Annotated in this window: 20 protein-coding genes; 15 read left to right on the forward strand and 5 right to left on the reverse strand. The window is 65.3% G+C overall.

The genetic code is table 11. The features are described 5' to 3' along the window. The first annotated feature begins 99 nt into the window (after window positions 1–99). From ACXI0U_RS26955 to trpC, 12 genes are all read left to right on the forward strand, one after another. Window positions 100–2,499, forward strand: a complete 2,400-nt coding sequence (locus ACXI0U_RS26955) for a PAS domain-containing sensor histidine kinase (protein WP_431483273.1) — start codon at window positions 100–102, stop codon at window positions 2,497–2,499. Next, window positions 2,496–3,125 carry a response regulator gene (locus ACXI0U_RS26960; RefSeq protein WP_021221602.1) on the forward strand — a complete coding sequence of 210 codons (630 nt, stop codon included), beginning with the start codon at window positions 2,496–2,498 and terminating at the stop codon, window positions 3,123–3,125. Before ACXI0U_RS26955 ends, ACXI0U_RS26960 begins: the two co-directional genes overlap by 4 nt. A gap of 153 nt (window positions 3,126–3,278) precedes the next feature. Continuing rightward, entirely contained in the window at window positions 3,279–4,388 is a 1,110-nt protein-coding gene (locus tag ACXI0U_RS26965) for an ABC transporter ATP-binding protein (protein ID WP_431483274.1), read from the forward strand. 52 nt (window positions 4,389–4,440) lie between these two features. After that, on the forward strand, window positions 4,441–5,472 hold the full coding sequence (locus ACXI0U_RS26970; protein WP_021221604.1) for an ABC transporter substrate-binding protein: 1,032 nt from the start codon (window positions 4,441–4,443) through the stop codon (window positions 5,470–5,472). A 69-nt stretch (window positions 5,473–5,541) separates the two neighbouring features. Further along, on the forward strand, window positions 5,542–6,774 hold the full coding sequence (locus tag ACXI0U_RS26975) for an ABC transporter permease (protein WP_021221605.1): 1,233 nt from the start codon (window positions 5,542–5,544) through the stop codon (window positions 6,772–6,774). An 11-nt stretch (window positions 6,775–6,785) separates the two neighbouring features. Next, a complete protein-coding gene (locus ACXI0U_RS26980) occupies window positions 6,786–7,613 on the forward strand; it encodes an ABC transporter permease (RefSeq protein WP_021221606.1) in 828 nt (275 codons plus the stop codon). 136 nt (window positions 7,614–7,749) lie between these two features. Then, window positions 7,750–8,418, forward strand: a complete 669-nt coding sequence (rpe, locus tag ACXI0U_RS26985; RefSeq protein WP_021221607.1) for a ribulose-phosphate 3-epimerase — start codon at window positions 7,750–7,752, stop codon at window positions 8,416–8,418. Next, window positions 8,418–9,257, forward strand: a complete 840-nt coding sequence (locus tag ACXI0U_RS26990) for a phosphoglycolate phosphatase (protein ID WP_431483275.1) — start codon at window positions 8,418–8,420, stop codon at window positions 9,255–9,257. Before rpe ends, ACXI0U_RS26990 begins: the two co-directional genes overlap by 1 nt. An 87-nt stretch (window positions 9,258–9,344) precedes the next feature. After that, window positions 9,345–10,832: an anthranilate synthase component I gene (gene trpE, locus ACXI0U_RS26995; RefSeq protein ID WP_431483276.1), complete on the forward strand. Its 1,488-nt coding sequence runs from the start codon at window positions 9,345–9,347 to the stop codon at window positions 10,830–10,832. A 10-nt stretch (window positions 10,833–10,842) separates the two neighbouring features. Continuing rightward, window positions 10,843–11,436 (forward strand): aminodeoxychorismate/anthranilate synthase component II, encoded by a 594-nt coding sequence (locus tag ACXI0U_RS27000; protein ID WP_021221610.1) that lies wholly within the window; start codon window positions 10,843–10,845, stop codon window positions 11,434–11,436. Window position 11,437: 1 nt separating this feature from the next. Continuing rightward, window positions 11,438–12,487, forward strand: coding sequence for an anthranilate phosphoribosyltransferase (gene trpD, locus ACXI0U_RS27005; protein WP_021221611.1), 1,050 nt, complete (start codon window positions 11,438–11,440; stop codon window positions 12,485–12,487). Next, entirely contained in the window at window positions 12,484–13,320 is an 837-nt protein-coding gene (gene trpC / locus ACXI0U_RS27010) for an indole-3-glycerol phosphate synthase TrpC (protein WP_316926619.1), read from the forward strand. The genes trpD and trpC overlap by 4 nt, the downstream gene beginning before the upstream one ends. Window positions 13,321–13,374: 54 nt before the next feature. Here trpC and crp read toward each other — a convergent pair whose 3' ends face one another. Beyond that, window positions 13,375–14,019 (reverse strand): cAMP-activated global transcriptional regulator CRP, encoded by a 645-nt coding sequence (gene crp, locus ACXI0U_RS27015; protein WP_021221613.1) that lies wholly within the window; start codon window positions 14,017–14,019, stop codon window positions 13,375–13,377. A 238-nt stretch (window positions 14,020–14,257) separates the two neighbouring features. Here crp and ACXI0U_RS27020 point away from each other — a divergent pair, with 238 nt between their 5' ends. Both ACXI0U_RS27020 and speD read left to right on the forward strand, forming a co-directional pair. Beyond that, entirely contained in the window at window positions 14,258–14,680 is a 423-nt protein-coding gene (locus ACXI0U_RS27020; protein ID WP_021221614.1) for an OsmC family protein, read from the forward strand. Window positions 14,681–14,906: 226 nt separating this feature from the next. Beyond that, a complete protein-coding gene (speD, locus tag ACXI0U_RS27025) occupies window positions 14,907–15,701 on the forward strand; it encodes an adenosylmethionine decarboxylase (protein WP_021221615.1) in 795 nt (264 codons plus the stop codon). Between the two features lie 119 nt (window positions 15,702–15,820). Here speD and coq7 read toward each other — a convergent pair whose 3' ends face one another. The 3 genes from coq7 to ACXI0U_RS27040 all read right to left on the reverse strand — a co-directional run bounded on the left by coq7 (window position 15,821) and on the right by ACXI0U_RS27040 (window position 17,684). Next, a complete protein-coding gene (gene coq7 / locus ACXI0U_RS27030) occupies window positions 15,821–16,468 on the reverse strand; it encodes a 2-polyprenyl-3-methyl-6-methoxy-1,4-benzoquinone monooxygenase (protein ID WP_431483278.1) in 648 nt (215 codons plus the stop codon). A 68-nt stretch (window positions 16,469–16,536) separates the two neighbouring features. Next, the gene (locus tag ACXI0U_RS27035; protein ID WP_431483279.1) at window positions 16,537–17,346 is read right to left on the reverse strand and encodes a formylglycine-generating enzyme family protein; all 810 of its coding nucleotides are present in this window, start codon (window positions 17,344–17,346) and stop codon (window positions 16,537–16,539) included. Further along, on the reverse strand, window positions 17,346–17,684 hold the full coding sequence (locus ACXI0U_RS27040; RefSeq protein ID WP_031288529.1) for a histidine triad nucleotide-binding protein: 339 nt from the start codon (window positions 17,682–17,684) through the stop codon (window positions 17,346–17,348). The genes ACXI0U_RS27035 and ACXI0U_RS27040 overlap by 1 nt, the downstream gene beginning before the upstream one ends. An 89-nt stretch (window positions 17,685–17,773) precedes the next feature. On the opposite strand from ACXI0U_RS27040, the gene ACXI0U_RS27045 reads away from it, so the two are divergent. Next, the gene (locus tag ACXI0U_RS27045; protein ID WP_431483280.1) at window positions 17,774–19,255 is read left to right on the forward strand and encodes an AAA family ATPase; all 1,482 of its coding nucleotides are present in this window, start codon (window positions 17,774–17,776) and stop codon (window positions 19,253–19,255) included. Window positions 19,256–19,300: 45 nt separating this feature from the next. Here the strand turns inward: ACXI0U_RS27045 and ACXI0U_RS27050 are convergent, their stop codons facing one another. Then, window positions 19,301–20,089, reverse strand: a complete 789-nt coding sequence (locus ACXI0U_RS27050) for an SDR family NAD(P)-dependent oxidoreductase (protein ID WP_431483281.1) — start codon at window positions 20,087–20,089, stop codon at window positions 19,301–19,303. Window positions 20,090–20,103 lie beyond the last annotated feature (14 nt).

Here is a 20,103-nt window from a genome sequence, read left to right on the forward strand (position 1 = left end):
TAGGCCGGTATTTGTCAGGCGCACCTTCGCCTCGGCAGGGATGCTGGAGTAAGGTACGTCGGCTTCGTTCTCGGGCAGCCTGGCTGTGCGGAGTTTCCTGTGATTCGTTCGTTGTGTCTCTTGCTTCTCACCTGCTGCCTGGCGGCTTCCCTGGGCGCTGCTCCCGCATCCACGCCGGTCGCACTGGAGCCGCCGCTGCGTGAGTGGCTGGATCAGCACGAGCAGCTGCGTGCCGGTGTGGTGCTGCAGGCGCCTTATGCACAGCTGGACCGGCGCCTGCAGCAACTCTCCGGCGTCAACGTGGAGCTGCTCGACTGGGTCGCCGCCGCGCTCGGCGTGCGCCTGGTCTGGCGCACCTTCGCCGATAACGCCGAGTTGGAGAGTGCCCTGCGCACCGGGCAGATCGACCTCGCGCCCGGCCTCAGCCAAACCCCTGCCGGCCTGCGCCTGTGGCTGTTCTCCGACCCCTATATGCGCGTGCCGCAGCTGGTGGTGGGGGAGCGCGGTAACGGCGGCGCCGTGGATATCGAGAAGCTCGGCGGTGATGAGCCCGTGGCGGTGCGTGCACCCAGCGCGGTGGCGGACTACCTGCGCGCCACCTACTCCAATGTCGCCGTGCAGGGCGTGGGCAGTGAGCGCCAGGCCCTGCGTGCGGTGCTGGAGCAGCAAGTGAAGTTCGCGGTGATAGACGAGGCGCAGCTCAGCCGGCTGTCTCGCGAGCAGGAGTTCTCCGGCCTTGCGGTGGTGGGCGACATCGGTTTTCCCCAGTTGCTGCGAGTGGCGACCCGGCGCGACTGGCCGCAGCTCTCCACGGCGGTGGACGCCGCCCTGCGCACCATTCCGCCCAAGGACCTGGACCAGTTGCACGAGCGCTGGCTGCAGCCCAAGTACCCGCGCATGGGCGAGTCGCCCGGTTTCTGGCAGAACCTCAGCCTGCTGCTCGGCCTGCTGTTCCTCAGCGCGGCGGCGATCATCTACTGGCTGCGCCGCCAGCAGCGCAGCCTGGAGAAGCGCCTGCTGGAGGCGCGCCATGCCATCCAGCTGCGCGAGACGGCGGAAGAGGCGCTGCGCCTGACCCAGTTCTCCATCGACAACAGCACCGTCGGCATCCTTTGGGTCAACTGGGACAGCCATGTGCGCTATGCCAACCGTGCCGTGGAGCAGATGCTCGGCTACGAGGCCGGCGGCCTCACCGATCGCCCCCTGGCGCATATCCAGCCGCAGCTGGACATGGACCGCTGGCTCAACCTCTGGCGCCGCGCGCGCAATCACGATGAAAGTGCGCAGACCTTCGAGACCGCCTGCCTGCGCGCCGATGGCAGCGAGATGCCGGCGGACGTTTCCCTGAGCTTCCTGCGCTTCGGCACTTCCGAGTACCTGGTGGTGTTCCTCACCGACGTCACCGAGCGCCGCCGTGCCCATGCCGCCCTAGAGGAGAGCGAGGCGCGCCTCAAGGGCATCGCCTCCAACGTGCCGGGCCTGGTGTTCCGCCTGGAGCGCCTGCGTGCCGGCGAGGACGCCGAATTCGCCTTCATCGGCGCCGGCAGCGAGGCCCTGGTGGGCTATAGCGCCGGTGAGTTGCTGGACACCGGGCGTGGCATCCGTGGCCTAGTGCACCCGGACGATGTCGACGGCTACTGGACCAGCCAGATGGCGGCGCTGGCGGCTGACCGCGACTGGCACTGGCAGGGCCGCGTCCTCACCCGCGAAGGCCAGCAGCGCTGGGCCGACATCAAGGCCAGTGCGCGTCTTTTCGAGGACGGTCGCGCCACCTGGGACGGCGTGGTCTGGGACATCACCGCCAACAAGCAGATCGAACTCGAACTGGCCGCATCCCGTGCCCAACTGCGGGACCTGTCGGCGCACCTGGAAAGCGTGCGCGAGGAGGAGAAGGCGCGCATCGCCCGCGAAGTGCACGACGAGCTGGGCCAGGTGCTCACCGTGCTCAAGCTGGAAACCTCCATGTGCGAGCTGGCCTATGGCGAGCTGGACCCCGGCCTGGGCGAGCGCCTGAACAGCATGAAGCGCCTCATCGCCCAGCTCTTCCAGCTGGTGCGCGATGTGGCCACGGCCTTGCGCCCGCCCATCCTCGACGCCGGCATCGGTTCGGCCATCGAGTGGCAGGCACGGCGCTTCGAGGCGCGCACCGGCATCCCCTGCCTGGTGCGGGTGCCGGAGGTGCTGCCGCAGCTGTCGGACGCCAAGGCTATCGGCCTGTTCCGTATCCTCCAGGAGGCACTGACCAACGTCATGCGCCACGCCCAGGCCCATAGCGTGGACGTGGCGCTGGAGCTGGAAGACGGCAGCCTGCAATTGATCGTCAGCGACGATGGCGCGGGCTTCGACCCCGCTGCCTGCCGACCGGGCGTATCCTTCGGCCTCGTCGGCATGCGCGAGCGGGTGTTGATGCTGGGCGGCGACCTGTCGATCGACAGCCAGCCGGGGGAAGGCGCCACGCTGGTGGTGCGCATCGCTTTGGACAAGGAGAAGAACGCGTGATCCGAGTACTGGTGGCCGAAGACCACACCATCGTCCGCGAGGGCATCAAGCAGTTGATCGGCCTGGCCAAGGACCTGTGCGTGGTGGGTGAGGCGGGCAATGGCGAGCAGTTGCTCGACACCCTGCGGCAGACGCCTTGCGAGGTGGTGCTGCTGGATATCTCCATGCCCGGCGTCAACGGCCTGGAGGCCATTCCGCGTATCCGTGCCCTGACCAACCCGCCGGCGGTGCTGGTGCTGTCGATGCACGACGAGGTGCAGATGGCGGCGCGCGCGCTGAAGATCGGCGCTGCCGGCTACGCCACCAAGGACAGCGACCCGGCGCTGCTGCTCACCGCCATCCGCAAGGTTGCGTCCGGTGGCCGCTACATCGACCCCGAGCTGGCCGACCGCATGGTCTTCGAAGTGGGCCTGACCGATTCGCGCCCGCCCCACGCGCTGTTGTCCGAGCGCGAGTTCTCGGTGTTCGAGCGCCTGGTGAAGGGGGAGGGCGTCAACGAGATCGCCCAGCACCTGGCAGTCAGCGGCAAGACCGTGAGCACCCACAAGGCGCGCCTGATGCAGAAGCTCGGCGCCCATTCGGTGGCCGATCTGGTCAAGTACGCGGTGGAGCACAAGCTGGTCTGAATACCTGATCGACCCGCTGGGAATTGTAGGGCTCGCCCTACACGCGATCCTCCGCCGCCCTTATAGCAATCTCTCATAGCGCCCGATTTGCGTGGCTTGCCGGCTTCTCTAGTCTCTGGGGACGGCATAAACAAAAATCACAAAGGTGCGGTGATGGCCTCCATTCCGGCGAACGATGTACTGGTCAGCTTCCGTGGCGTGCAAAAGAGCTACGACGGCGAGTCGCTCATCGTCAAAGACCTCAACCTGGATATTCGCAAAGGCGAGTTCCTGACCCTGCTGGGCCCCTCCGGCTCTGGCAAGACCACCAGCCTGATGATGCTCGCCGGGTTCGAGACCCCGACCAATGGCGAGATCCTCCTGGCCGGACGTTCGATCAACAACGTGCCGCCGCACAAGCGCGACATCGGCATGGTGTTCCAGAACTACGCGCTGTTCCCGCACATGACGGTGGCCGAGAACCTGGCCTTCCCGCTCACCGTGCGCGGCATGAACAAGACCGACATCAGCGAGCGCGTCAAACGCGCGCTGTCCATGGTCCAGCTCGACGCCTTCCGCAACCGCTACCCGGCCCAGCTATCCGGCGGCCAGCAGCAGCGCGTGGCCCTCGCCCGCGCCCTGGTGTTCGAGCCGCAGCTGGTGCTGATGGACGAGCCGCTGGGCGCGCTCGACAAGCAGCTGCGCGAGCACATGCAGATGGAGATCAAGCACATCCACCAGCGCCTGGGCGTGACGGTGGTGTACGTGACCCACGACCAGGGCGAGGCGCTGACCATGTCCGACCGCGTGGCGGTGTTCCATCAGGGCGAGATCCAGCAGATCGCCCCGCCCCGCGAGCTCTACGAAGCCCCCAGCAACACCTTCGTGGCCAACTTCATCGGTGAGAACAACCGCCTCAACGGCCAGCTGGTCAGCCGTGACGGCGAGCGCTGCGTGGTCAGCCTGGCCCGTGGCGAGAAGGTCGAGGCGCTGGCGGTCAACGTCGGCCAGCCGGGCGAGCCGGTGACCCTGTCGATCCGCCCCGAACGGATACGCCTGAACGGTGGCAGCGAGTGCTGCGCGAACCGCTTCTCCGGCCGCGTCGAGGAGTTCGTCTACCTGGGCGACCACGTGCGCATCCGCATGGAGGTGTGTGGCAAGCCCGACTTCTTCGTCAAGCAACCCATTGCCGAGCTCGACCCCGCATTGGCGGTAGGCGACGTGGTGTCCCTCGGTTGGCAAGTGGAGCACGTGCGCGCACTGGACCCGCTGATAGCGGACTGACGACGCGGCGGCACCCCGGCATTACCCACCCAGCACTATGGAGAAAACAACAATGTCCAAATCCTTGAAGCTCACTGCCCTTGCGTTGGGGCTGGCATGCGCCGCACAGGCCATGGCAGCCGACCTGACCGTCGTTTCATTCGGCGGCGCGAACAAGAATGCCCAGGTGAAGGCGTTCTACGAACCCTTCCAGGCGTCCACCAGCAACAAGATCATCGCCGGCGAGTACAACGGCGAGATGGCCAAGGTGAAAGCCATGGTCGATACCGGCAGCGTTTCCTGGAACCTGGTAGAGGTCGAATCCCCCGAGCTGGCCCGCGGCTGTGACGAGGGCCTGTTCGAGGAGCTCGACCCGGCGCAGTTCGGCAAGGCCGAGGACTTCGTGCCCGGCGCCGTCCAGCCCTGCGGCGTGGGCTTCTTCGTCTGGTCCACCGTGCTCGCCTACAACGCCGACAAGCTGAAGAGCGCACCCACCAGCTGGGCCGACTTCTGGGATACCGGCAAATTCCCGGGCAAGCGCGGCCTGCGCAAGGGCGCCAAGTACACCCTGGAGTTCGCCCTGATGGCCGACGGCGTCGCGCCCAAGGACGTCTACACCGTACTCGCCACCAAGGAAGGCCAGGACCGCGCTTTCAAGAAGCTCGACCAGATCAAGCCGAGCATCCAGTGGTGGGAAGCCGGCGCCCAGCCGCCGCAGTTCCTCGCCTCCGGTGACGTGGTCATGAGCTCCGCCTATAACGGCCGCATTGCCGCTGTACAGAAAGAGAGCAATCTCAAGGTGGTATGGACTGGTGGCATCTACGACTTCGACGCCTGGGCCATCCCGAAGGGTGCCAAGGATCAGGACGCCGCGCTGAAGTTCATCGCCTTCTCGGTCAAGCCCGAGCAGCAGAAGATCTACTCCGAGAACATCGCCTACGGTCCGGCCAACAAGCAGGCGGTACCGCTGCTGGACAAGGGCCTGCTCAAGGACATGCCGACCACGCCTGAGAACATCAAGGACCAGGTCGCCATGAACGTGACCTTCTGGGCCGACTACGGCGAGCAGTTGGAACAGCGCTTCAACTCCTGGGCTGCCAAGTAACCGGCCACCCAGCACATCCCCTCCTCCTCGCGGGGGAGGGGAGTACCCAGAGATCCACCGGAGTTCGCCATGGCCACCCTCGTTGCCGGCCCGACCCTCAAGCAACGCCTCGCGCGTGCCGAGCGGGTCAACCGCCTGAAGTCCCAGGCCCTGATCCTGCCGCTGCTGCTGTTCCTCCTGCTGACCTTCCTGGTCCCCATCGGCACTCTGCTCTACAAGAGTGTGAGCAACCCCGAGGTGGTCGGCGCGCTGCCGCGTACCGTCGAGGCGATCTCCGCCTGGGACGGCAAGGCGCTGCCCGATGAGCCGGCCTACAAGGCCCTGGCCGAAGACCTGGCCGCTGCGCGCAAGAACCAGACCGTCGGCGATCTTTCCAAGCGCCTGAACATGGAGCTGGCCGGCTATCGCAGCCTGATGGCCAAGACCGCTCGCGCACTGCCGTTCAAGGAAACCCCCGCTTCCTACAAGGACGCTATGGAAGGCCTCGACGAGCGCTGGGGCGACCCGGCCTACTGGCAGGCGATCCGCCGCAACGCATCGAGCCTGACCCCCTATTACCTGCTGGCGGCCGTCGACCATCGCATCGACGACCTCGGCGAAGTCGCCCCGGCGACGCCCGACCAGGCCATCTACCTGGACATCTTCACCCGCACCTTCTGGATGGGCGCGGTGATCACCCTCATCTGCCTGGTGCTGGCCTATCCGCTGGCTTACCTGCTGGCCAACCTGCCGACGCGCAAGAGCAACCTGCTGATGATCCTGGTGCTGCTGCCGTTCTGGACCTCGATCCTGGTACGCGTGGCGGCCTGGATCGTGCTGCTGCAGTCCGGTGGCCTGATCAACGGCGCGCTGCTCAAGCTCGGGCTGATCGACCAGCCGCTGCAACTGGTGTTCAACCGCACCGGCGTCTACGTGGCGATGGTGCACATCATGCTGCCGTTCATGATCCTGCCGATCTACAGCGTGATGAAGGGCATCTCGCCCACCTACATGCGTGCGGCGATCTCCCTCGGCTGCCACCCCTTCGCCAGCTTCTGGCGGGTGTATTTCCCGCAGACAGTGGCGGGTGTAGGCGCGGGCTGCCTGCTGGTGTTCATCCTGTCCATCGGCTACTACATCACCCCGGCGCTGCTGGGCAGCCCGAACGACCAGATGGTCAGCTACTTCGTCGCCTTCTTCACCAACACCACCATCAACTGGGGCATGGCCACGGCCCTGGGCGGCATGCTGCTGCTGGCCACCATGGTGCTCTACGTCGTCTACAGCTGGCTGGTGGGCGCCGGCCGCCTGCGCCTGGGTTGAGGAGATAAGAAATGCTGAGTCCCTACATGTCTCCGGTGGAGCGCCTGTGGTTCTACACCCTGCGCATCCTCTGCGGCCTGGTGCTGCTGTTCCTGATCCTGCCGGTGCTGGTGATCATCCCGCTGTCGTTCAACTCGGGCACCTTCCTGGTCTACCCGCTGCAGGGTTTCTCCCTGCGCTGGTACGCGGACTTCTTCGGCTCGGCCGAGTGGATGCGCGCGCTGACCAACAGCATCATCGTCGCCCCGGCCGCGACCTTGCTGGCGATGGTCTTCGGCACCCTGGCCTCCATCGGCCTGACCCGGGGCGAGTTCCGCGGCAAGGCGCTGGTGATGAGCCTGCTGATCTCGCCGATGGTGGTGCCGGTGGTGATCATCGGTGTCGCCAGCTACCTGTTCTTCGCCCCGCTGGGGCTGGGCAACAGCTACCTGTCGCTGATCCTGGTGCACGCGGTGCTCGGTGTGCCCTTCGTCATCATCACCGTGTCGGCCACCCTGCAGGGCTTCAACCACAACCTGGTGCGCGCCGCCGCCAGCCTGGGCGCACCACCGCTGACCGCGTTCTTCCGCGTGACCCTGCCGCTGATCGCGCCGGGGGTGATTTCGGGGGCGCTGTTCGCCTTCGCCACCTCCTTCGACGAAGTGGTGGTGACCCTGTTCCTCGCCGGCCCCGAGCAGGCGACCCTGCCGAGGCAGATGTTCAGCGGCATCCGCGAGAACCTCAGCCCCACCATCGCGGCGGCGGCGACCCTGCTGATCGGCTTCTCCGTGGTGCTGTTGCTGGTGCTGGAGTGGCTGCGCGGCCGCAGCGAAAAACTGCGTACGTCGATGCCCGAGTAACGGCGCGACAGGTCGGAAACGGGGAGCCAAGGCTCCCCGTTTGCATTGTGGCGGGGCATCGCTGATGTATGACAAAGCCTTGGAGGCGGACTCAGGCTACAATCCGCGCCACCGTGATTCTGCTCCGAGGTCTGTCATGCAACCCTTCGCCATCGCCCCGTCGATCCTTTCCGCCGATTTCGCCCGCCTGGGCGAGGAAGTCGACAACGTGCTCGCCGCTGGCGCCGATATCGTCCACTTCGACGTGATGGACAACCACTACGTGCCCAACCTGACCATCGGCCCAATGGTCTGCTCGGCGCTGCGCAAGTACGGCGTCACCGCGCCCATCGACGTGCACCTGATGGTCTCGCCGGTGGATCGCATCATCGGCGACTTCATCGAGGCCGGTGCCACCTACATCACCTTCCACCCGGAAGCCTCCCTGCACGTCGACCGCTCCCTGCAACTGATCCGCGACGGCGGCTGCAAGGCCGGCCTGGTGTTCAACCCGGCAGCGGGCCTGGACGCGCTGAAGTACGTGATGGACAAGGTCGACATGATCCTGCTGATGAGCGTGAACCCCGGCTTCGGCGGGCAGAAGTTCATCCCCGGGACCCTCGACAAGCTGCGTGAGGCGCGCGCGCTGATCGACGCCTCTGGCCGCGATATCCGCCTGGAGATCGACGGTGGCGTAAACGTGAAGAACATCCGCGAGATCGCCGCTGCGGGCGCCGACACCTTCGTCGCCGGCTCGGCCATCTTCAACACGCCAGACTACGCCGAAGTCATCGCCGCCATGCGCGCCGAGCTGGCCCAGGCCTGATGAGCGCCCTGCAGCGGCTGTTCGACGGGCGCCTGCCGCGCCTGGTGATGTTCGACCTGGATGGCACCCTGGTGGATTCGGTGCCCGACCTCGCTGCCGCCATCGACCGCATGCTCGTCACCCTCGGCCGTCCGGCCGCGGGTATCGAGCAGGTGCGCGAATGGGTCGGTAACGGTGCCCGGGTGCTGGTACGCCGCGCCCTGGCCGGTGGCCTCGACCATGCCGCCGTGCATGACGAGGACGCCGAGAAGGCGCTGGAGATCTTCATGGAGGCGTACGCCGACAGCCATTCGCTGACGGTGGTCTACCCGGGCGTCGCCGAGACCCTCAAGTGGCTGAAGAAGAAGGGCGTCGAGCTGGCGCTGATCACCAACAAGCCGGAGCGCTTCGTCGCACCCTTGCTGGACGAGATGAAGCTCGGGCGCTACTTCCCGCTGATCATCGCCGGCGACACCCTGCCCCAGCAGAAGCCCGACCCGGCGGCACTGCTCCATGTGATGCACATGACCGGCACCAGCCGCACCGAGTCGCTGTTCATCGGTGACTCGCGCAACGACGTGCTGGCAGCCAAGGCGGCCGGCGTGCAGTGCGTGGCCATGAGCTACGGCTACAACCACGGACGGCCCATCAGCGAAGAGGGGCCGGCCCTGGTGGTGGACGACCTGCGTGAGCTGCTGCCTGGCGGTTGCGCGGCAAACGGCGCTGCGCTAATGTCGCCCGACTCCCCAGATCATCTGCCTCACAGAGATAGAAACGTGCTGGTTCCCTGCAAGCGTTGGCTCGAACGAGCCGGAATGAAGATCATCAAGGCCGCGGCCCGTTGGCGCTGGCGCGCCTGATTTGATTCTGGCCGGATACTCCGGCGCGTTTGCACACCGACGTTTTTTCTCCAGGAGCCTGCGGGCTCCTCGCCCACGAGGCTGATCATGACCCGCGATGAATTCCTGCGTTTGGCCGCTGAAGGCTACAACCGCATCCCGCTCGCGTTCGAAACCCTGGCGGATTTCGACACCCCCCTTTCCCTCTACCTGAAACTGGCCGACACGCCGTACTCCTACCTGCTCGAATCGGTACAGGGCGGCGAGAAGTGGGGCCGCTACTCGATCATCGGGCTGGAAAGCCGCACCGTCCTGCGCGCCCATGGCCACCAGGTCAGCGTGAGCATCGACGGCCAGGTCGTGGAAAGCCAGGAGAGCGAAGACCCGCTGGGTTTCGTCGAGAGCTTCAAGGATCGCTACAAGGTGGCGCCCATCGCCGGGCTGCCGCGCTTCAACGGCGGGCTGGTGGGTTACTTCGGCTACGACTGCGTGCGCTACGTCGAGAAGCGCCTGGCCAACTGCCCGAACCCCGATCCGCTGGGCACCCCGGACATCCTGCTGATGGTTTCGGACGCCGTGGTGGTGTTCGACAACCTGGCCGGCAAGCTGCACGCCATCGTGCTGGTCGACCCGAGCGCCCCCGACGCCTTCGAGCAGGGCCAGGCGGCCCTCGCCGAGCTGCGCCAGAAGCTGCGCCTGCCGATCACCCCGCGCCTGGGCGTGGACCCGGCGCTGCAGTTCTCCGAAGACCTGCCCTACCGCTCCAGCTCCACCCGTGAGGAGTACGAGCAGGCGGTACGCGAGATCAAGGAGTTCATCCTCGCCGGCGACTGCATGCAGGTGGTGATCTCCCAGCGCATGACCATCGATTTCAAGGCTGCGCCCATCGACCTGTACCGGGCGCTGCGCTGCTTCAACCCGACGCCTTACATGTACTTCTTCAACTTCGGCGACTTCCATGTGGTGGGCAGCTCGCCGGAGGTGCTGGTGCGGGTCGAGGATGGCCTGGTCACCGTGCGCCCCATCGCCGGCACCCGCCCGCGTGGCGCCACCGAGGAAGCCGACCTGGCGCTGGAGGAGGACCTGCTCTCCGACGCCAAGGAACTCGCCGAGCACCTGATGCTCATCGACCTGGGCCGCAACGATGTCGGCCGCGTCTCGTCCACCGGCTCGGTGAAGGTCACCGAGAAGATGGTGATCGAGCGCTACTCCAACGTGATGCACATCGTCTCCAACGTCACCGGGCAGCTGAAGGACGGCGTCTCGGCGATGGACGCGCTGCGCGCCATCCTGCCGGCCGGCACCCTCTCCGGGGCGCCGAAGATCCGCGCGATGGAGATCATCGACCAGCTCGAACCGGTCAAGCGTGGCGTCTACGGCGGCGCCGTGGGCTACCTGGCCTGGAACGGCAATATGGACACCGCCATCGCGATTCGCACGGCGGTCATCAAGGACGGCCAACTGCACGTGCAGGCAGGCGCGGGAATCGTCGCCGACTCGGTCCCGGCACTGGAATGGGAGGAGACGCTGAACAAGCGCCGCGCCATGTTCCGTGCCGTGGCTCTCGCCGAACAGACCGCCAAGACCGACGCCTGAGGATCGCTCCATGTTGCTGATGATCGATAACTACGACTCTTTTACCTACAACGTGGTGCAGTACCTGGGCGAACTGGGTGCTGATGTCCATGTGATCCGCAACGACGAACTCTCCGTCGCCGAGATCGAAGCCCTGAACCCCGAGCGCATCGTGGTTTCACCCGGCCCGTGCACGCCCACCGAGGCGGGCGTATCGCTGGAGGTGATCACTCACTTCGCCGGCAAGCTGCCGATCCTCGGCGTGTGCCTGGGCCACCAGAGCATCGGCCAGGCCTTCGGTGGTGACGTGGTGCGTGCGCGCCAGGCCATGCATGGCAAGACCAGCCCGGTGTTCCACGAGGACCTGGGCGTGTTCGAAGGGCTGAACAACCCGCTCACCGTGACCCGCTACCACTCCCTGGTGGTGAAGCGCGAGACGCTGCCAGAGTGCCTGGAGATCACCGCCTGGACCCAGCATGCCGACGGCGCCGTGGACGAGATCATGGGGCTGCGCCACAAGACGCTGAACATCGAGGGTGTGCAATTCCATCCGGAATCCATACTCACCGAGCAGGGCCACGAGCTGCTGGCCAATTTCCTCAAGCAACAAGGCGGGGTGCGCTGAGATGGATATCAAGGAAGCCCTCAACCGCGTGGTCAACCAGCTGGACCTGACCACCGAGGAAATGCAGGACGTGATGCGCCTGATCATGACCGGCCAATGCACCGACGCACAGATCGGCGCCTTCCTCATGGGGATGCGCATGAAGAGCGAGACCATCGACGAGATCGTCGGTGCGGTCTCGGTGATGCGCGAGCTGGCCAGCCGTGTCGAACTGGGCTCCCTGGCCCGGGTGGTCGACGTGGTCGGCACCGGTGGCGACGGCGCCAACATCTTCAACGTCTCCTCGGCGGCGAGCTTCGTGGTCGCCGCCGCAGGGGGCAAGGTCGCCAAGCACGGCAACCGCGCGGTGTCCGGCAAGACCGGCAGCGCCGACGTGCTGGAGGCGGCCGGCATCTACCTGGACCTGAAGCCCGAACAGGTGGCGCGCTGCATCGAGCACGTCGGCGTCGGCTTCATGTTCGCCCAGGTCCATCACAAGGCGATGAAGTACGCCGCCGGCCCGCGTCGCGAGCTGGGGCTGCGCACCCTGTTCAACATGCTCGGCCCGCTTACGAATCCGGCCGGTGTGAAGCACCAGGTGGTCGGCGTATTCAGCCAGGCGCTGTGCCGCCCGTTGGCCGAGGTGCTCAAGCGCCTGGGCAGCGAACACATCCTGGTGGTGCATTCGAAGGATGGCCTGGACGAGATCAGCCTCGCGGCTCCGACCCATGTCGCCGAACTCAAGGACGGGGTGGTCACCGAGTACCAGGTGCAGCCCGAGGACTTCGGGATCAAGAGCCAGAGCCTGATCGGCCTCGCCGTGGACAGCCCGCAGCAGTCGCTGGAGCTGATCCGCGATGCCCTGGGCCGTCGCAAGACCGAGAACGGCCAGAAGGCTGCCGAGATGATCGTGCTCAACGCCGGTGCCGCGCTTTATGCGGCGGACCACGCGAGCACCTTCAAAGAGGGCGTGCAGCTCGCCCATGACGCACTGCACACCGGCCTCGCCCGCGAGAAGCTGGAAGAACTGGCCTCCTTTACCGCGGTGTTCCGAGTGGAGAATGAAGCGTGAGCATCCCTACCGTTCTTGAAAAGATCCTGGCCCGCAAGGCCGAGGAAGTCGCCGAGCGTCGCCTGCGCGTGCCGCTGGCGGAAGTCGAGGCGCTGGCCCGTGCCGCCGATGCACCCCGTGGTTTTGCCCGTGCGTTGCTGGAGCAGGCTGCACGCAAGCAGCCGGCGGTGATCGCCGAGATCAAGAAGGCCTCCCCGAGCAAGGGCGTCATCCGCGAGAATTTCGTGCCGGCGCAGATCGCCCGCAGCTACCAGGACGGCGGCGCTACCTGCCTCTCGGTGCTGACCGACATCGATTTCTTCCAGGGCGGTGACGCCTACCTGCAGGAGGCTCGCGCGGCCTGTTCGCTGCCGGTGATCCGCAAGGATTTCCTCATCGACCCCTACCAGGTGGTCGAGGCGCGTGCGCTGGGTGCCGACTGCGTGCTGCTCATCGTCTCCGCGCTGTCCGATGCGCAGATGGCCGAGCTGGCGAAGACCGCCAAGGATGTGGGGCTGGATGTACTGGTGGAGGTGCACGATGGCGATGAGCTGGAGCGGGCGCTGAACACCCTGGATACGCCGCTGGTGGGTATCAACAACCGCAACCTGCACACCTTCGAGGTGAGCCTGGATATCACCCTGGACCTGCTGCCGATGATCCCGCGTGATCGCCTGGTGATCACCGAGAGCGGCATCCTCAACCGTGCGGATGTGGAGCTGATGGAAGTCAGCGAGGTATTCGGCTTCCTGGTGGGCGAGGCGTTCATGCGTGCCGAGGAACCGGGCACGGAACTGCGCCGGCTGTTCTTCCCCGAGCGTGGCGGGGTGAGCCGGGCGATCGATCCTGATTGACTGGAAGTGCACATGGAAAAGCCGGCGTCCTGCCGGCTTTTTCATGTGCGCGTCTTAGCGGGTACCGAATACCACCATGGTCTTGCCTTTCACGTGTACCAGGCCCTGTTCCTCCAGGCTCTTGAGTACGCGACCGACCATTTCACGCGAGCAACCGACGATGCGACCGATCTCCTGACGGGTGATCTTGATCTGCATGCCATCCGGGTGCGTCATGGCGTCGGGTTGCTTGCACAGGTCCAGCAGGGTGCGAGCGACACGACCGGTGACGTCGAGGAATGCCAGGTCGCCAACCTTGCGCGTGGTGTTGCGCAGGCGGTCCGCCATCTGGCTGCCCAGGGCGTAGAGGATCTCCGGATCCTGCTGGGTCAGCTCGCGGAACTTGGCGTAGCTGAGCTCAGCCACTTCGCATTCCGTCTTGGCCCGTACCCAGGCACTGCGTTCCTTCTCGGTACCTTCCTTTTCGAACAACCCCATCTCACCGAAGAAGTCCCCGGAGTTGAGATAGGCGATGATCATTTCGCGGCCGTCGTCATCCTCGATGAGGATGGTGACTGAGCCTTTGATGATGAAGAAGAGCGTCTCGCAGCGGTCGCCCGCATAGATGATGGTGCTCTTTGCCGTATAACGGCGGCGATGACAGTGCGCTAGCAGCTTGTCGAGGTTCTTGATCTTTGGTGTGAGGGTAATAGCTACCATGCCCGAGTCCCGAAATTTTAAAGGTAAGCCTTTGTCCAACAGGCACTTTCTTATTAGTTATCTGGCTAAGTGTGCCAGTTATCCGGCGTCAGCTTAACAGACGGTTCGTGACCGGTGATCCGAATTTGAGACGCAGGTAACAACTGGCGGGGAACTAAACGACCAACGTATGTGACACGCGGCCTTTCCAGGGGCTGTGATAAGCTGGCGACCCTTTTTTTCAGCCTGGAGTCTGGCGATGAAAGCGCGTATCCAGTGGGCGGGAGAAGCCCTGTTCGTCGGCGAGTCCGGCAGTGGTCATGCCGTGGTGATGGACGGCCCGCCGGAGAGTGGTGGCCGCAATCTAGGCGTGCGCCCGATGGAGATGCTGCTCATCGGCCTGGGTGGCTGCACCAACTTCGACGTGGTGAGTATCCTCAAGAAATCCCGCCAGCCGGTGGAGAGCTGCGAGGCCTTCCTCGAAGCCGAGCGCGCTGATGAAGACCCCAAGGTTTTCACCAAGATTCACGTGCACTTCGTGGTCAAGGGCCGCGGCCTGAAGGAGGCGCAGGTCAAGCGCGCCGTCGAGCTCTCGGCCGAGAAGTACTGCTCCGCGTCGATCATGCTCGGCCGCGCCGGTGTCGAGATCACCCACGATTACGAAATCGTCGAACTCGGCTGACCCACCGACACCCAATCATCACATTCGGGGCGCAGACTCTGGCAGGTGACGCCCGTCATCTGCATAATGCGCCCCCTCGTTTTTCCGGGGTAATCCGCCCCAGAACCGATAACCACAATCGCCATCGCGAAGAGGTGTAAACCGTCCTACGCAGAAGTCACTGTGCGCTTCTGACGGGCATGCTCAACCACGCGGCAGGGCCGCAATGAACAGAGAGTTCCCAACGGTGAAAAGCAAACTCAAGCTCCACGGGTTCAATAACCTGACGAAGACCTTGAGCTTCAACATCTATGACATCTGCTATGCAGAGACCCCCGAGGACCAGCAGGCCTACGTCGAGTACATCAATGAAGAGTACGACGCCGAACGCCTGACCCAGATCCTCACCGACGTGGTCGACATCATAGGTGCGAACATCCTCAACATTGCCCGCCAGGATTACGATCCCCAGGGCGCCAGCGTGACCATCCTCATTTCCGAGCAGCCGGTGACCCCCACCGACAGCCAGATCGAGGAATCCCCCGGTCCGTTGCCCGAGACCATCCTGGCCCACCTGGACAAGAGCCACATCACCGTTCACACCTACCCGGAGATCCATCCGGTGTCGGGGATCGCGACCTTCCGCGTGGACATCGACGTTTCCACCTGCGGTGTGATTTCGCCCCTGAAGGCGCTCAATTACCTGATCCACCAGTTCGACTCGGACATCGTCACCGTCGACTATCGCGTGCGTGGCTTCACTCGCGATGTGGAAGGCAAGAAGCACTTCATCGACCACGAGATCAACTCGATCCAGAACTACCTCTCCGACGATACCCAGGACGCGTACCAGATGACGGACGTGAACGTGTACCAGGAGAACCTGTTCCATACCAAGATGCTGTTGAAGAACTTCGACCTGGACAACTACCTGTTCGGCGACGCGACCTCCAACCTGACCGCTGAGCAGCGCAAGCAGGTCGAAGAGCGTGTTCGGCACGAGATGCTGGAGATCTTCTACGCGCGCAATATGCCGCGCTGACGCGCGGGGGCTGCCAGCTCGAAGCTGCAAGCCGCACGTGAAAAGCACAAAGGGCGCCTCGGCGCCCTTTGTCGTTCTTGCGGTTTGCTTGCCGCTTGAAACTTGCAGCTTGCCGCTGCTTAAACCCTATAAGTGCTCTTGGTCATGACCTTGGAGAGCAGGGTCATGCCGAACTTCACCGGCGCCGGGAAGCGCAGGCCGCCGGCGTCCAGCGCGGTGGTGGCGTGCTGCTCCTCGTCGGTACGCATCTGTTCGAGGATGGCGCGGGACTTTGCGTCGTCGGCAGGGATCTGCTGCAGGTGGTCGTCCAGGTGCTTGCAGACCTGGTCCTCGGTGGCGGCGACGAAGCCGAGGCTGACCTTGTCGCTGATCAGGCCGGCGACGGCACCGACGCCGAACGACAGGCCATAGAACAGCGGGTTGAGCACGCTGGGGCGGCCGCCCAGTTCGCGGATGCGTTGCTCGCACCAGGCGAGGTGGTCGATTTCCTCTTCGGCGGCATGCTCCATGGCCTTGCGCACTTCCGGCAGCTTGGCGGTCAGCGCCTGCCCCTGGTACAGCGCCTGGGCGCAGACCTCGCCGGTGTGGTTGATGCGCATCAGGCCAGTGACATGGCGGCTGTCCGCCTCGCTCATGGGCACCTCGTCCTGCAGGTTCGCCGGGTTGGGGCGATAGGGCTGGCCCTTGAACGGCAGCAGGGTCTTGAGCGCGGCATCGGCCTGGAGCAGGAAGCGGTCAACGGGGGAGTACTGGCGTTCGGTGGCCATGGGGCACCTCCGGTAGGCAAGAATGCCGGGCAGTTTAACCCATCGGGCCTGCCCGGGTTTGACTGGGATCAGTCCAGTTCGCGCAGTACCCGGAAGCCCAGTGCGTAGTCATCGTGCCCCGGCTGCTTGAGATCGCGCAGGCTGGTGCGCAGGTACGCCGGCCCGCTGTTCCAGGCACCGCCACGGACCACGCGGGGGCTGCGATCCAGCAAGGCCGCGGCTTGCGCCTCGCTGCCGTCGAAGGGGGCGGCGAAGCGCGAGGCGGTCCATTCCCAGACGTTGCCGGCGGTGTCGTGCAGGCCGAAGGCGTTGGCCGGGTACTGGCCGACCTGCGCCGTTTTGCCGCGGATCGAATTGGGGGTGCCGCAGCCCCGGCAATGGGCCCGTGGCGCGCTCTCGCTGCTGTCCAACTCATCGCCCCACCCGTAGTAGCCTGTACCACCGGCCCGTGCGGCGTATTCCCATTCCGCCTCGGTGGGCAGCCGGTAGCGCTGGCCGGTGACGCTGCTCAGCCAGTCGCAATAGGCGCGGGCATCGAACCAGCTCACATGGATCACCGGGCGCTGCCCGGAGAGGCCCCAGCCTTCGTTGTCGGGCATCGGCTTGCCGGTGGCGCTGGCGTAGCGCTGCCAGTCATCGAAGGTCAGCTCGAAGCGGCCGATGGCGAAGGTCTTGTCGATGGTCACGCGGTGGGTGGGGCGCTCGTTGTCGTTGCCGCGCCCGGTGGCATCGCCCATGAGGAACTCGCCGGCAGGGACGATCACCAGTTCCGGGCCCTGGGCGCCGTCCGGCAGGCTGTCGCGCAGGCGCTCGCCGGCCTGTTGGGCCAGGGCGGCGAGGGGTAGCAGCGAGAGGGCGAGGAGTAGCGTGCGGCGCATCAGCCCGGCGGCCAGTGCAGCTGGCGCTGCCCGAGCACGTGCATATGGATGTGATAGACGGTCTGGCCGCCCAGTTCGTTGCAGTTCATAACCACGCGGAAGCCTTCGTCACAGCCCTGCTCCTTGGCCAGGCGCTGGGCAGTGTGGACGATATGCCCGGTCAGCGTCTTGTCGTCTTCGGTGAGGTCGTTGAGGGTGTTGATGTGCTTTTTCGGGATCACCAGGAAGTGCACCGGGGCTTGTGGCGCGATGTCGTGGAAGGCGATCACGTGATCGTCTTCATAGAGCTTGCGTGCAGGAATATCCCCGGCGACGATTTTGCAGAACAGACAGTCCACGGACATTCTCCGGCCTGTTATAAGAAGCCCCCGAGTTTAGCGGCGCGAGATTATCCCGGCCAGCCCGCCTGGCCGCACAAGGAGCCTGTGTGAAGAACGACATCCACGATCTGGGGCTGGTGCTGGACTCCAAGGTCAAACTCATCGTCATCGAGTCCTGGGACGAGCAGCGCGTGCTGGAAACCCTGACCACCCTGGCGGTGAAGCGCGGGCTGGGCCTGTTCACCTGGGCGGTGACCGAAGGCCTGCAGCGCCTTGGCTTTGGTGGCGACCCCGTGGGCGAGGGGGCCAGTACCGATGCCGAGGCAGCGCTGCGGCTGATCAAGGCCGATCCGCAGCCCAACCTCTATGTGATGTGCGACCTGCATCCCTTCTTCGACGACAACCCCAAGCTGGTGCGCCTGCTCAAGGAAGTCGCCATGGCCGAGGCGATCCACAAGCCGACCCTGGTGCTGGTTTCCCACGCAATGAAGCTGCCGGCCGAGGTACAGCGCTACAGCGCCCGCTTCAGCCTGGCGCTGCCGAACGAGGATGAGCTGTTGGCCATCGTTCGCGAGGAGGCCACGCGCTGGAGCGAGCGCAACCGTGGCGCCCGGGTGCGCACCGACAACCGCACCCTGCAGCAGGTGGTGAAGAACCTGCGTGGCCTCAGTCACGGTGAGGCGCGCTCGCTGGCGCGCAATGTGATCTGCGACGACGGCGCCATCACTCAGGAAGATCTGCCGGAGCTGAACAAGACAAAGTTCCAGTTGCTGGACCTTGAAGGCGTGCTCAGCTTCGAATACGACACCGCGCGCTTCGCCGATGTCGGCGGCCTGGCCAACCTCAAGCGCTGGCTGGGTGAGCGCCAGAGCGCGTTCATGGAGGCCAAGCCGGCGTCCATGCCCAAGGGCATGTTGCTGGTGGGCGTGCAGGGCGGCGGCAAGAGCCTGGCGGCCAAGGCGGTGGCAGGGCTCTGGGGGCTGCCGTTGCTGCGCCTGGACTTCGCCTGCCTGTACAACAAGTTCTTCGGCGAGACCGAGCGCAACCTGCGTGATGCGCTCAAGCTGGCCGAGCAGATGGCGCCCTGCGTGCTGTGGATGGATGAGCTGGAGAAGGGCCTGGCCAGCGGCGACCAGGACGGCGGCGTGAGCCAGCGCGTGCTGGGTACGTTGCTGACCTGGATGTCGGAGCGCAAGGCGCCGGTGTTCATGGTGGCCACCGCCAACGCCATCCACCGTTTGCCGCCGGAGCTGGTGCGCAAGGGGCGTTTCGACGAGCTGTTCTTCGTTGATCTGCCGGGTAGCGAGGTGCGGGCAGAAATCTTCCGCATCCACCTGTCCCGTCGCGATATCGATCCGGCGCAGTTCGATCTGCCGATCCTGGCGGCGTCCAGCGATGGTTTCTCCGGTGCCGAGATCGAGCAGGCCGTGGTGGGGATGCTCTATGCCGCGCAAGCCGCCCAGACCGGCGTGAGCCAGGCGCTGCTGTTGCAGCAGTTGCTGGGTACGGCACCGCTGTCGGTGGTGATGGCCGAGGAGCAGGCCAAGCTGCGCGCCTGGGCCGACGGGCGCTGCGTGAAGGCTGACTGAAACGGCTGGAGAGAAGAAAGGCGCCTTGCGGCGCCTTTTTGTTTTCTATTTCGGTAGATAGGCCTTGTTGATCCGCCCGGCCAGGCGCCGGACCAGCCAACGCGGCGACAGGCGCGGGCTCATCGCCAGCAGGCGGTTGCGCCAGCCGGGGATGATGATGGCGCGGTTCTTCTCCAGCGCCTTCATCGTGATCAGCGCCACTTCTTCGGCGCTCATCATCAGCTTGCTGCCTTCCAGTTTCTCGCCGGCCATCCGTGCGCCGCGGAAGAAGGCGGTGCGGGTAGGGCCGGGGCAAAGCACCGAGACGCCGACGCCATGAACCTTCAGCTCCTCGCGCAGCCCTTCGGAGAAGTGCAGCACATAGGCCTTGCTGGCGTAGTAGTTGCTCATCCAGGGGCCGGGCTGGAAGCCGGCTACCGACGCGACGTTGAGAATCTGCCCGGTACCACGGCTGGCCATGGCGCCGCCGATCTCGTGGCAGAGGCGGGCGAGGGCGAGGACGTTGAGTTCGATCAGTTCCTGTTCGCGGCTCCAGTCCTGTTCGACATAGAGGCCGGAGGTGCCGATGCCGGCGTTGTTCACCAGCAGGTCGATTTCCCGCTCACCCTGGTTGAGCTCGTGGAGCAGACCTGAAAGCTGCAGCGGTTCGGCGAGGTCACAGGTGCGGTAGAGCACTTCGACGCCGAAGCGCTGGGTCAGCTCGTAGGCGATGCTTTCCAGCGCGTCACGTTGCCGGGCCACCAGGATCAGGTGGCGACCCCGCCGGGCCAGGGCTTCCGCCAGGGCCAGGCCGAGGCCGCTGGAGGCGCCGGTAATCAGGGCAAAACGAGGCATCGGGAATCTCCGTG

The sequence above is a fragment of the Pseudomonas sp. C9D1 genome, assembly GCF_056491235.1.